The following is an 11,999-nucleotide window of genomic DNA, read 5'->3' as shown; positions in this document are numbered from 1 at the left end:
GCGGCGCCGGGTCAGTAGGCGCCGCGGCTGCGGAGCACCGCGCCCACGGTCTTCCACAGGATCAGCAGGTCCAGCGCGGGGGTCCAGTTCTCGACGTAGCGCAGGTCGAGGCGGACCGACTCCTCCCAGGTCAGGGAGCTGCGGCCGCTGACCTGCCACAGGCCGGTCATGCCGGGCTTGACCAGCAGGCGGCGGCGGGCGTCGTCGGCGTAGGCGGCGACCTCGCGGGGCAGCGGCGGACGCGGCCCGACCAGGCTCATCGACCCGCCGAGGACGTTGAGCAGCTGCGGCAGCTCGTCGAGCGAGTACCGGCGCAGGAACGCCCCGACCCGGGTGACGCGCGGGTCGCGGCGCATCTTGAACAGCGGGCCGTCGCCGTGGTCGTTGGCCAGCGACGCGAGCCGCGCCTCGGCGTCGACGCACATCGACCGGAACTTCAGCATCCCGAAGGTCCGGCCGTGCGTCCCGACGCGCTCCTGGCGGAAGAACACCGGGCCGCCGTCGCCGAGCTTCACCGCGACGGCGAGCACCAGGAACAGCGGACCGACGAGCAGCATCAACAGCGCGGCCACCGCGCGGTCCGCGACGTACTTGACGATCTTCGACGCGCCCGAGAACCGCGGCTCGGACAGGCGCAGCAGCGGCATCCCGTCGACCGGGGTGATGTGCATGCGCGGCCCGGCGATCTCCATGAGGCCGGGATCGACGGCGAGCTCGGTCTCGGACCCCTCCAGGTCCCAGGCGAGGCGGTGCAGCCGCGCCGGACCCCAGCCCGGCGAGCGGCAGATCGCGACGACCCGGTGCCCGCCGTCGCGGGCCAGCCCGGTCACGGCGTCGAGGTCGCCCAGCACCGGGACGCCGTCGACGACGTAGCCGCCCCCGGTGCCGGTGCCGGTCGGGGTGCACACCCCGGTGACCCGCCAGCCGAAGTACGGGTCGCGACGGGTGCGGCGGATCAGGTCCGCCACGCACGCCTCCTCGCCGACCGCCAGCACCGGGGCCAGGCCCCGGCCCCGCGCCCGCTGGGCGTGCAGCATCTTGCGCAGCGCGAACCGCACACCGAGCAGCGCGAGTCCGGTGCCCGGCACGAGCAGGAACACCCACTCCCGCGACGAGTCGACCATCAGCGCCAGGCCGCCCAGGGCCAGTGCCACGTCGGCGAGGACCACGGCCCGGGCCACCCGCACGAACTCCGCCGACCCGGTGCCGAGCACCCGGCCGTCCCAGGCGCGGGACAGCGGCAGCGCGACGGCCAGCAGACCGGCCGCGAGCAGACCCGAGCCGATCCGGGCGCGGTCGGCGGCCTCGAAGCCGGTGAGCCCCACCAGGACCGCGACCGCGGTGAGCACCGCGACGGTCGTGAGGTCGCCGAGGACGACCAGGGCGGTGAACCGTCGTCGCCCGTGCTCGGGGTCCGGATGCGGGCCGGGGCGGTGGGCCCCGCCGTCCGCCACGGGGACCCGTGGGCTCGGGACCGTCCACTCGGATGCGTGCGAGACGTCGGGGTGCGTGCTCACGGGACGGCAGGCTCCTTGGGAGAGGGGGCCACGGGGCCGCTGGGGTCGGCGCCGTCGCCCGGCCGGTACACGGAGTGCACCGTTCGCTGTCCCCGTTGTCGGCCCTCGCGCGCGGACCGTTAACGATCACCGGCCGGTATCCGCGGAAGTTGCGCCGATCGCCCTACAGCGGTCCGGAGGTTGTCATCACCTTTGTGGATCGCGGCGTCTCATCAGAATTGAGTAACGCCGCCGGGCCCGAATGCGACAGGTGATCGAACGATCATCCTGCGTGAGGAGGCGACGGGTGCCGTTGCGCCGCTTCGACCGGACGTCCTGGCCCGAGCACGGTCCGCACCGCGAGCTGCTCGACCTGCTCGACACCGTCCACGACCGGAACGGCTGCCGGTCCGAGCGCGACATCGCGCGCCGGCTGCGGACCCCGGTGACGCGGGTCCGCGGCATCGTCCGCGGACGGACCCTGCCCGACGACGAGGCCGCGACCCGCGCGCTGCTCGCCGCGCTGGCCGGGGACGGGGGAGTCGACCCCGCCACGGCCGACCGGGCCGCGGCGCTGACCGCGGCCGCCCGCCGGGAGCACGACGGCGTCGCGCCGTGGCCCGCCGCCCGCCGGACGGGCCGGCCCCTCTGGTCGCACCCGGGTACCGCCGCCACGTCGGCGGGTCCCACGACGGGGCGCCGACGGACGACGGTGGCCGCGGTCCTGGTCGTGCTCACCGCCGCCGTCGCCACGGCCGTCGTGCTGTCGGGGCACCTGCCGTTCTGAGCCTCCGGTGCCGGGGCCTCGCGGACCCGGGGCGCCGTGGGTAGTGTCCGGTGACGCCGGGGCGGCCTGATGACACCGCTCCCCGGTGAGCTCGTCCCCGCCCGGGCCCCGCACGCCTCCGCCGCGTGCCGCCCGGGACCGTTCCGCACCCGTTCCGCGGTGCCGTCATCAGGAGCTGCGATGCTCGACCGTCTTCCCGCCCTCGCCCTCGCCGAGCGCGGAGCCTCCCGCCCCGACCCGGTCGTCCTCGGTGGCGTCCCGGTCCTGCCGATGCCCGAGCACGTCGTCGAGGCGGTGCGTGCCGTGGCGGGCACCCCGTTCCCGCGGCTCAGCCGGGGGTCGCCCAGCCTGCGCGCGGCGCTCGCCGCGCGCATCGGCGCGGACGACCCGGACCGCGAGCTACTGGTCACCCACGGCGCCCAGCACGGCATGAGCGTGGTGCTGCGCGCGCTCCTCCGGCCCGGCGACGAGGTGCTGGTCCCGACCCCGACCTACTTCTTCGACGGCATGGTCCGGATGGCCGGCGCGCACCCGGTGCACGTCCCGGCCCGCGCCGGCGACGGCTGGGCGGCCGACCCGGCGGCGCTGGCGGCCGCGATCACCCCCGCCACCCGCGCGCTGCTGCTCTGCAACCCGAACAACCCGACCGGTCACACCCCCACCCGGGACCGGCTCGCCGAGCTCGTCGACCTCGCGGCGCGGCACGGGCTCGTCGTGCTCTCCGACGAGTCCTACGAGCGCTACGTCCACGACGGACCCGGCTACGTCCCGCTCCAGTCCCTGCGCGACCGGCACCCGGACCTGGTGACGGTGACGAGCCTCAGCAAGAACTACGCGTTCACCCACTGGCGGGTCGGCTACGTGCACGCCCCCGCGCCGTTGCTGGACCGCGTGCACACCGCGTTCGAGTGGGACGCGATCAACGTCGGGGACATCCCGCAGGCGGCCGCGGAGGCGGCGGTGACCGGCCCGCAGGACTGGCTCGACACGGTGTTCGGCCTGTTCCGGGGCAAGCGGGACCTGCTGGTCGAGACGCTGCGGACGGCGGACGTGCCGGTCGTGCCGCCGACGGCGGGCATCTTCGCGTTCGCCGACCTGTCCCGGATCGGCGCGGGCCGGGAGCTGGAGGACGCACTGCTCGCCCGGGGGATCGTCGCACTCGCGGGCGACGCGTTCGGCGGCCCCGCCGACCACGCCCGGCTGTTGTACGGCGGTCCGGACGCCGGGATCGTCGAGCTCGGGCGCCGACTCGCCTGACTACAGGGGGAGCGCGATCGGGGCGCTGGTCACCGCGGCACTCGCGGTCAGCGCCCCGACGATCTCCCGCTGCGCGGACGCCGTCCGCCGGGCCATCGCGGCCCGCGCGGTGTCCGGCTCCCGGGCGAGGACCGCGTCGACCAGGGCCCGGCGCTCGTCGATCCGCCCGGGCGGCATCGACGGGTCCAGCCGCAGTGCCAGCCGGACCACCCGCTCCATCTCGTCCAGCGTGTCGACCGCCGCCGCGGCGAGCCGGGCGTTGCGGCAGCCGTTGGCGATGATCGACTCGAACTCGTAGTTGTCCCGGAACCGCTCCTCGAAGCGCGGTCCGCCGAGCTGGCCGTCCTCGTCGTCGACGCAGAGCTCCTGCAGGCGGGCCGCCTCGCCGGCGGACAGGCCGTGCCGCGCGGTCAGCGCCGCGGTCTCGGACTGCAGCAACGAGCGCATCGCGCACAGGTCGCCGACGTCGCTGAGGGTCACGGGGGAGACCACGTACCCGGCGCGGGGCTGCGGGGTGACCAGCCCGTCACGGTGCAGCCGGGCGAGCGCCTCGCGGACCGGGGTCTTGCTCAGCCCGAACTCGCGCGCGACCGCCTGCTCGGAGAACTGGGTGCCCGGTGGACGGTGCAGCTCGATGATCGACCGCTTCAGCCGCCGGTAGGCGGTCTCCATCAGCCGGTCGGCCGGGGGCGGTTCGCGGAGCAGATCCGGCTCGTGACGCACCGTCGAACGATAGCAGCGTCCGGCCGGTGGAATATGTTGCGACGATATCAAGGATCTCAACGAGGTCTTGCTGAGATCTCAGACGCCTTCTACTGTGCATTCCACTTGGCAACCCGGGCGGCGTCGCCCGTCATCACGACGCCGGTCCGGGTACCGCACTTGCGCAGACGGAGGTCGTTCGTGGCCCACTCACCCCCTGCCGGTTGGCGGGTCGGAGCCGATGTCGGTGGCACCTTCACCGACGTCGTCGCCCTCGGCCCCGGCGGACGGATCGTCCCCATGAAGGTGCTCTCGACCCCGCCGGCCTTCGGCGAGGGCGTCGTCACCGCGACGACGGCCGCGGTGCAGGCCGCGGGCGTCACCGCGGCGGAGGTGACCGGGATGCTGCACGGCACCACGGTCGCCACGAACGCGATCCTGGAGAAGGACGGCGCGGTGACCGCGCTGGTCACCACCGCCGGGTTCCGGGACGTGCTCGAGCTCGGACGGTTGCGTCGCCCCACGCTCTACGACCTCGGCTGGACCAAGCCCGCCCCGCTCGTCCCGCGCCGCAGGCGGTTCGAGGTCGACGGCCGGATCCACGCCGACTCCACCGTCGAGCCCGCCGCGTCGCCCGGGCGGATCGCACGGGTCGCGGAGGAGATCCGGGGCTCCGGCGCCGCGTCCGTCGCGGTGTGCCTGGTGAACTCGCACCTGCGTGCCGACGAGGAGCGGCGGATCGCCGCGGAGCTCGGCCGGCTGCTCCCGGGCGTCTACGTGACCGCCTCGGTGGACCTCGGCGCCGAGCCCGGGGAGTTCGAGCGCACCAGCACCGCGGTGGTGAACTCCTACGTCGGCCCCACCGTCCAGGACTACCTGACCGTGCTGGAGCGGGACCTGGTCACCGCCGGGGTCACCGCCCCGCTGCTGGTGATGCAGTCCGGCGGCGGGCTGCTGGACGCGGAGAAGGTCGGCCGACGCCCGGTCGAGATCATCGAGTCCGGCCCGGCGGCCGGCGTGACCGCGGTGGCGGCGCTGGCCCGCGCGATGGACCTGCCCGGCGTCGTCGCCTTCGACATGGGCGGCACGACGGCCAAGGCCTCGCTGATCGAGGACGGGTCCCCGTTCGTCTCGGCCGACTACGAGGTCGGCGGCGGCATGAACGTGGCCCGCGGACTCGGCTCCGGCGCCGGCTACCCGGTGCGGGCGCCGTCGATCGACATCGCCGAGATCGGCGCCGGTGGCGGCAGCATCGTCCGCACCGACGCCGCCGGGGCGCTGCACGTCGGGCCGTCCAGCGCGGGCTCGCGCCCCGGCCCGGCCGCCTACGGCAACGGCGGGGAGCGGCCCACCCTGACCGACGCCAACGTCGTCCTCGGCTACCTCAACCCGGAGGCGATCGCCGGCGGGCGGGTGCGGATCCACCCCGACCTGGCCGCCAAGGCGCTCGCCGGGGTAGCCGCCGAGCTGGGCGCCGGGGTGCCCGAGACCGCCCGGGGCGCCTACGACGTCGCCGTCTCCGGGATGACCACCGCGGTCAAGGCCGTCACCAGCGAGCGCGGCCGCGACCCGCGCGAGACGACGATGGTCGCCTTCGGCGGGGCGGGCCCCCTCTACAGCGCCGCGCTGGCCCGCGAGCTGGGCATCGGCACCGTCGTCGTCCCCACCCACCCCGGCCTGTTCTCCGCGCTGGGGCTGCTCGTCGCCGACATCGAGCGGCACGCCTCGGCCGCCCACGACCCCGACCGGGCCGACGCGGCCGCCGTCGGCGACGAGTTCGACCGGCTCGCCGCCGTCGTCGAGGCCGAGCTGCGGTCCGCCGCCGCGGACCGGGAGGTCGTCGTCGAGCGGTTCCTGGACCTGCGCTACCGCGGCCAGCGCTTCGAGCTCCGGGCGCCGCTGCCGTCCGGGCCGCTCGACGAGGCGGCGCTGGCCGCCGCCCGCGAGTGGTTCCACGCCGAGCACCGGCGCACCTACGGCCGCCGGGGCCCCGACGAGCTCGTCGAGATCGTGACCCTGCGGGTGGTCGGGCGGGTCGGGGCCGGTGTCCGGCTGGACGACGCGCTCGCCGCGCCGCTCCCGCCCGCGGCACCGGAGACCCGCCGCCGGTGCTTCTTCGACGGCCGGGAGGTCGACGTCCCGGTCGTCGGCCGGGCCGCGCTGGACGCGACCCCCCGGACCGGCCCGCTGGTCGTGGAGGACATGGACTCGACGACGCTCGTCCCGCCCGGTGCGACGGCGCACCGCGACCAGCTCAACAACATCGTCATCTCCTGGAGCCGACCGTGATCCGCGACGCCGCGACCTTCGAGGTCTTCCGCAACGCCGTCACCGGCGCCGCCGACGAGATGGCGATCAGCGTGCTGCGCACCGCGCACAGCCAGATCGTCGCGTCGAGCATGGACTTCTCCGCCGCGCTGTGCGACGCCACCGGGCGGACCATCGCCCAGGCCAACACCTGCCCGGTGCACCTCGGCTCCATCCCCGACGCGATGGACGCGGTGCTGGAGCGCTTCGGCGACACGCTCGCCGACGGCGACGTCTACATCCTCAACGACCCCTCGCTCGGCGGGATGCACCTGCCCGACGTCTTCGCGGTGACCCCGGTCTTCGTCGACGCCGTGCTGGCCGGGTTCGCGGTCAGCGTCGTCAACCACGCCGACGTCGGGGGATGGGCGGCCGGCTCGATGGCCGTCCAGTCGACGAGCATCTTCGCCGAGGGGGTGCAGATCCCGCCGTCCCGGCTCGTCGAGGCCGGCCGGACCAACGAGACGTTCCTCGAGCTGATCCTGCGCAACGTGCGCGAGCCCGAGCTGTTCCGGGGCGACCTGGAGTCCCAGCTCGCCGCCAACCACACCGGGGCCCGCGGCCTGCGGGACCTGGTGGAGCGGCACGGCACCGGGGAGTTCGGCCGCCTCGTCGACGAGCTGCTGGACTACTCCGAGACCCTGCTGCGGGCCGAGCTCGACGGCGCGGTCGCAGGCACCTACGAGTTCGCCGACCGGATCGACGACGACGGGCTCGGCGGCGACCCCATCCCGTTCCGGGTCCGGGTCACCGTCGACGCCGACGGCCTGGGCTTCGACTTCACCGGCAGCTCGCCGCAGGTGGCCTCCGCACTGAACGCCACCGCGTCGTTCACCCGCTCGGCCTGCTACGCCGCGGTGCAGGGCCTGCTCGCCGCCGACATCCCGGCCAACAGCGGCTTCCAGCGGGTGTTCCGCTTCGAGATCCCCACCGGCTCCATCCTCGACGCGCACCGGCCCGCCGCCCGCGGCGCGCGCGGGCTCGTCGCCTACCGGCTCATCGACACCGTCCTCGGGGCGCTCGCCCCGGTGTTCCCCGACCGCACCCCCGCGGCCGGCGACGGCGGGCCGAACTCGGTGGTGATCGGCGTGACCGGCGACGACGGCTCGTCCACCGTGCTCTGGGACGTCCTGTGCGGCGCCTGGGGCGCCCGGCCGGACCAGGACGGCATCGACGGGATCAGCCCGCTCGGCGCCAACCTCGCGAACACCCCGGTCGAGGACATCGAACGGTCCGGGCACGTCCGCATCGACGGCTACGGCTACCTCACCGACTCGGCGGGCGCCGGCCGCTACCGCGGCGGGCCGCCACCTTCCGGGACATGACCGTCCTCGCGTCGCAGGCGACCGTCCAGATCCGGTCCGACCGGCGCACGTCGCTGCCCTACGGTCTCGCCGGCGGCTGCGACGGCACGCCGTCGGTGAACCTGCGCGACCCCGGCCCGGACGAGGTCCTGCTCGACACCAAGCCGCACCTCACGCTCCCCGCGGGCGCCCGGCACCGGCAGACCACCGCCGGCGGCGGGGGACACGGCGACCCGTTCACCCGCGACCCCGAGGCCGTGCTCGACGACGTCCTCGACCAGAAGGTCAGCCCCCGCGGCGCCCGCGAGGACTACCGCGTCGTCGTCACCGACGACGGGCACGTCGACCACCCCGCCACCGCACTCCTCCGCTCGGCCCGCTGAGGCCACACACCGGAAGGCCACTGTCATGAGCAGCAGTGACGTCATGGGCACGGAACCGGAGATCCAGGACGAGGCGGAGCGCCGCCTGTGGCGCCGGATCGCCTGGCGCATCATCCCGATCGTCGGGCTCGCCTACCTGATGAGCTACATCGACCGGGCCAACCTGGGCTACGTCGCCCAGCCGATGTCCCGCGAGCTGGGGCTCGACGCGGCCCAGATCGGTCTGGCCGGTGGGCTGTTCTTCATCGGCTACGTCCTGGTCGAGGTGCCGAGCAACATGGCGCTGCGCCGCTTCGGGGCCCGCAAGTGGATCACGCGGATCATGGTCACCTGGGGCCTGATCACCGCGATGACCTCCTGGGTGGACTCCGCGACGCACCTCTACCTCGCCCGGCTGGCCCTGGGCTTCGCCGAGGCCGGGCTCGCCGCCGGCATCCTGCTCTACCTCACCTTCTGGTTCCCCCGGAAGGTGCGGTCCTGGGTGATGGCGACGTTCTTCCTGATGATCCCGCTGTCGTCGATCGTGGGTGCCCCGCTCGCCGCGGCCCTGCTGTCCTGGGGCGACGCGCTGTTCCCGCTGGCCGCGTGGCGGTCGCTGTTCCTGGTCGAGGGCGTGCTGACGCTGTTGATCGCGGTGGTCGTCTTCTGCCTGCTGCCGGACCGTCCGACGGACGCGAAGTGGCTCTCCGACGACGACCGCGCGCGGGTCGAGGCGGCCCTGCGCGCCGACGAGGAGAAGCGCATCGCCGGCGGGGCCATCAGCGGGTTCGGCGCCTCGCTGCGCAGCGGCCGCGTGTGGGGGCTCGCGATCGCGTTCTTCGCCGTCGTCTTCGGCCTCTACCCGCTCGCGTTCTTCCTGCCGACGATGATCTCCACGATCAGCGACGCGGCGGGCGGCGACGTGAACAGCGTGCTGGTCTCGGCGATCCCCGCGGCCTTCGCGATCGTCGTGATGATCATCTGGTCGCGGGTGTCGGGCCGGCTCAGCGCGGTCACGGCGACCGTGGTGCCGATGGCCGTCGGGGCTGCCGGGCTGGTGCTCGCGACCTTCGCCGGGAGCGGGTTCCTCTTCGTCGCGGCGGTGTGCCTGAGCACCGCCGGGATCTACAGCGCGATGCCGCAGTTCTGGCGGATCCCGCCGCTGGCGCTGACCGGCGCCGCCGCGGCCGCCGGCATCGCGGTGATCAACTCGGTGAGCAACCTGTCCGGCTTCGTCGGGCCGTACGTCACCGGCGCGATCCACGACGCGACCGGCAGCTACACCTGGGCGCTGCTGACGATCGCGGCGGTCATGGTGGCCGGCATCGGAGTCGTGCTGACCACGGGCCGGCGGATCGAGACGACCATGGACCGCTGAGCCGCGCGGGCCGTCACGGTCGGGCCCGGGCCCGGCGCCGGTGGTCGCGGACCAGCAGCGCCCCGGCCACCAGGACGAGCAGCCCGGGGACGGCCGCGGCCACGGGCAGCGCGGCCAGCGACAGGCCGGCGTTCGCCGCCAGCGCCACGACGAGCAGCGTCCAGAGCAGCGGGCGGGACGGCGGGCGGGACGGTGCGGTCCGGTCGTCGGCGGTCATGGTGGTGCCTCCTCGCTGGTCGGCGGCCCGGGTGGCCGTCCGCTGCGACCGAGCCTGACCCGGCACGTGTCCCTCCGGCATCGGCCGGAGGGACGCGGTCGGGCACCTCCGTCTTTCGATGCAGATCGCGCCCGGCCGCGCCCCGGGCCGGGCGCCGTGTCCGATGATGGGCGCGACCGATCGTCCCGCCGGGGGAGGCCCGCCGTGTCCACCGCAGCGCAGCAGCCCCGGCGAGCCCCGCTCCGGGTCCCGGCCGCGGTCGGGTGCGCGGTCCTCGCGACGGCCCTGCTGCTGGCCCTGCCGTCCGCCGTCGGTGGGGACCCGGACCTCGGGCCGGTGCCCCGCACCGGTGGGGCCGGGTGGTGGGCGGTCGTCGCGGTGCTGGTGGCCCAGGCGGTGACGGTCGTCTGGGTGAGCCGGTCGCCCGTCGTGGCGTTGCTCGGGGTGACCGCGCTGCCCCTGCTGCTCGCGTGGGCGGCGCCGGGCGGGGCGTACAGCCTGACCGCGGTCGCCGAGCTCGCCGCGGTGTTCCTCGCCGTCGTCGCCCGCCCCCTGCGACGGCTGTGGGGCGCCCTGGCCGGGGCCGGGCTGCTGCTGGCGACGGGCCAGTTCGTCAACGAGGTCGGCCGGGGAGCGGGGGCCGGGCCGGCCGCCGCCGGTGCGGTGGCGCAGGCGGCGGTCGTCGTCGGGCTGCCGTTGCTGGTCGGGCTGGTCGTCGCCGCCCGGCGGGACGCCGAACGGGCACGCCGCAACGAGGTGCTGGCGCTGCGCCGTGAGCAGGACGCGGTGCTCGCGGCCGCGATGTCCCGCCAGCGCACCGCGCTGTCCCGCGAGCTGCACGACATCGCCGCCCACCACCTGTCGGGGATCGCGGTCATGGCGGCGGCGATGGACCGGCAGATCGAGTCCGACCCGGCGACCGCGAGACGGTCGGCCCGCGGGATCCGGGAGCACAGCCGCGCCGTCCTCGACGACCTGCGCCGCCTGGTCGGTCTGCTGCGCGAGGAGACCGACGCCGACCGACCGCCCGCCACCCTCGACGCGGTGGCCGCCCTGGTGCGGGCGCGGCGGGCGTCGGGCGCGGAGGTGGATCTCGTCGTGGCCGCACCGGAGGTCGACCTCGGGCCGCTCGCCCAGCTCGTCGCCCACCGGATGGTGCAGGAATCCCTGGCCAACGCGGCCGTGCACGCACCGGGCGCCCGCTGCGTGGTCGAGATCGGCGCGCCCCGCGACGGGTGGGTCGCCGTCGTCGTCCGCAACGGTGTGCCCGCCGGACCCGACCCCGGCCCCGGCGGCGGGTTCGGGCTGGTCGGCATGGCGGAGCGGGCGCAGCTCGTCGGCGCGGACCTCACCCACGGGCCCACCGCCGACGGCGGCTGGGAGGTCCGGCTCACGCTCCCGCTCGGCGAGACGGTCGGTACGGTCGACGCGACCGCACCGCGCCCGGAGGCCCCTGCATGATCCGTGTCCTCGTCGCCGACGACCAGCCGCTGGTACGCGCGGGCCTGGCGTCGCTGCTCGGGGCCGAGCCGGACATCGACGTCGTCGGTGTCGCCGCCGACGGGACCCGGGCCCTGGAGCTGGCCCACGAGCTGCGGCCCGACGTCGCCTGCCTCGACATCCGGATGCCGGGCCGCAGCGGCATCGAGGTCGCCCGGGAGCTGTCCGCCGCCGGTGGCGAGGTGGCGGTGCTGGTCCTGACGACCTTCGACCTCGACGACTACGTGTTCGGCGCGCTGGAGGCCGGGGCGTCCGGGTTCCTCCTCAAGGACTCCGACCCCGACGACATCATCCGCGCGGTCCGCCAGGTCGCCGCGGGCCAGGGCACGATCGACCAGACCCTCACCCGCCGCATCCTGCGCGAGTTCGTGCACCGGCGGAGCCTGCAGCCGGTGACCGGCCGGCGGGCGGAGGAGCTGCTCACCCCCCGCGAGCACGAGATCCTCCTCCTGCTCGCCCAGGGGATGTCCAACGACGACATCGCCCGGACGCTGGTCGTCGAGCAGTCGACGGTGAAGTCCCACCTGGCCCGGATGCTGCCGAAGCTGGGGGTCACCTCGCGGCTGCAGGCCGTCGTCTGGGCCTACCAGAACCACGTCGTCGAGGTCCCCGACGCCCGGGGCACACCGGGCTGACACCGCGGTCCTGCATCCTTCGATGCAGCCGTGGAGCTTCCATCGCCGGTGGCT

The 11,999-nt window shown here is 75.2% G+C and carries 11 protein-coding genes; 8 read left to right on the top strand and 3 right to left on the bottom strand.

The features are described 5' to 3' along the window. Nucleotides 1–11 precede the first annotated feature (11 nt). Nucleotides 12–1,517, bottom strand: coding sequence for a sugar transferase (locus KPL60_RS19075; RefSeq protein WP_226366691.1), 1,506 nt, complete (start codon nucleotides 1,515–1,517; stop codon nucleotides 12–14). Between the two features lie 286 nt (nucleotides 1,518–1,803). Here KPL60_RS19075 and KPL60_RS19070 point away from each other — a divergent pair, with 286 nt between their 5' ends. Continuing rightward, nucleotides 1,804–2,283, top strand: a complete 480-nt coding sequence (locus KPL60_RS19070) for a hypothetical protein (protein WP_226350247.1) — start codon at nucleotides 1,804–1,806, stop codon at nucleotides 2,281–2,283. A gap of 180 nt (nucleotides 2,284–2,463) precedes the next feature. Continuing rightward, complete coding sequence (locus tag KPL60_RS19065; RefSeq protein WP_226366690.1) at nucleotides 2,464–3,540, top strand: pyridoxal phosphate-dependent aminotransferase; 1,077 nt, start codon at nucleotides 2,464–2,466, stop codon at nucleotides 3,538–3,540. On the opposite strand, the gene KPL60_RS19060 is transcribed toward KPL60_RS19065, so the two are convergent. Beyond that, a complete protein-coding gene (locus KPL60_RS19060) occupies nucleotides 3,541–4,263 on the bottom strand; it encodes a GntR family transcriptional regulator (RefSeq protein ID WP_226366689.1) in 723 nt (240 codons plus the stop codon). It abuts the gene before it with no gap. A 180-nt stretch (nucleotides 4,264–4,443) separates the two neighbouring features. Here KPL60_RS19060 and KPL60_RS19055 point away from each other — a divergent pair, with 180 nt between their 5' ends. The 4 genes from KPL60_RS19055 to KPL60_RS19045 are packed head-to-tail and all read left to right on the top strand — an operon-like array spanning nucleotide 4,444 to nucleotide 9,593. Further along, the gene (locus KPL60_RS19055; protein ID WP_226366688.1) at nucleotides 4,444–6,531 is read left to right on the top strand and encodes a hydantoinase/oxoprolinase family protein; all 2,088 of its coding nucleotides are present in this window, start codon (nucleotides 4,444–4,446) and stop codon (nucleotides 6,529–6,531) included. After that, the gene (locus tag KPL60_RS19050) at nucleotides 6,528–7,874 is read left to right on the top strand and encodes a hydantoinase B/oxoprolinase family protein (protein ID WP_308016781.1); all 1,347 of its coding nucleotides are present in this window, start codon (nucleotides 6,528–6,530) and stop codon (nucleotides 7,872–7,874) included. Before KPL60_RS19055 ends, KPL60_RS19050 begins: the two co-directional genes overlap by 4 nt. After that, the gene (locus KPL60_RS33870; protein WP_255656194.1) at nucleotides 7,871–8,236 is read left to right on the top strand and encodes a hydantoinase B/oxoprolinase family protein; all 366 of its coding nucleotides are present in this window, start codon (nucleotides 7,871–7,873) and stop codon (nucleotides 8,234–8,236) included. The genes KPL60_RS19050 and KPL60_RS33870 overlap by 4 nt, the downstream gene beginning before the upstream one ends. Before the next feature lie 25 nt (nucleotides 8,237–8,261). After that, entirely contained in the window at nucleotides 8,262–9,593 is a 1,332-nt protein-coding gene (locus KPL60_RS19045) for an MFS transporter (protein WP_226366687.1), read from the top strand. A gap of 13 nt (nucleotides 9,594–9,606) precedes the next feature. On the opposite strand, the gene KPL60_RS19040 is transcribed toward KPL60_RS19045, so the two are convergent. Continuing rightward, nucleotides 9,607–9,810 carry a hypothetical protein gene (locus tag KPL60_RS19040; RefSeq protein ID WP_226366686.1) on the bottom strand — a complete coding sequence of 68 codons (204 nt, stop codon included), beginning with the start codon at nucleotides 9,808–9,810 and terminating at the stop codon, nucleotides 9,607–9,609. Nucleotides 9,811–10,014: 204 nt separating this feature from the next. On the opposite strand from KPL60_RS19040, the gene KPL60_RS34735 reads away from it, so the two are divergent. Together KPL60_RS34735 and KPL60_RS19030 are read left to right on the top strand one after the other, a co-directional pair. Further along, nucleotides 10,015–11,271 carry a histidine kinase gene (locus tag KPL60_RS34735; RefSeq protein ID WP_226366685.1) on the top strand — a complete coding sequence of 419 codons (1,257 nt, stop codon included), beginning with the start codon at nucleotides 10,015–10,017 and terminating at the stop codon, nucleotides 11,269–11,271. Continuing rightward, the gene (locus KPL60_RS19030) at nucleotides 11,268–11,945 is read left to right on the top strand and encodes a response regulator transcription factor (RefSeq protein WP_226366684.1); all 678 of its coding nucleotides are present in this window, start codon (nucleotides 11,268–11,270) and stop codon (nucleotides 11,943–11,945) included. The genes KPL60_RS34735 and KPL60_RS19030 overlap by 4 nt, the downstream gene beginning before the upstream one ends. Nucleotides 11,946–11,999 lie beyond the last annotated feature (54 nt).

Source organism: Pseudonocardia sp. ICBG162, from assembly GCF_020496225.1.
GTDB lineage: Bacteria > Actinomycetota > Actinomycetes > Mycobacteriales > Pseudonocardiaceae > Pseudonocardia > Pseudonocardia alni.
The sequence above is the reverse complement of the archived record's forward strand: the minus strand, read 5'-3'. Positions and strand labels throughout refer to the sequence as shown.

What these genes read in the sequence shown, in the direction of transcription:
- KPL60_RS19030 (WP_226366684.1), top strand. Translation starts at nt 11,268, where the DNA reads ATGATCCGTGTCCTCGTCGCCGACGACCAGCCGCTGGTACGCGCGGGC.
- KPL60_RS19065 (WP_226366690.1), top strand. Translation starts at nt 2,464, where the DNA reads ATGCTCGACCGTCTTCCCGCCCTCGCCCTCGCCGAGCGCGGAGCCTCC.
- KPL60_RS33870 (WP_255656194.1), top strand. Translation starts at nt 7,871, where the DNA reads ATGACCGTCCTCGCGTCGCAGGCGACCGTCCAGATCCGGTCCGACCGG.
- KPL60_RS19040 (WP_226366686.1), bottom strand. Translation starts at nt 9,810, where the DNA reads ATGACCGCCGACGACCGGACCGCACCGTCCCGCCCGCCGTCCCGCCCG.
- KPL60_RS19045 (WP_226366687.1), top strand. Translation starts at nt 8,262, where the DNA reads ATGAGCAGCAGTGACGTCATGGGCACGGAACCGGAGATCCAGGACGAG.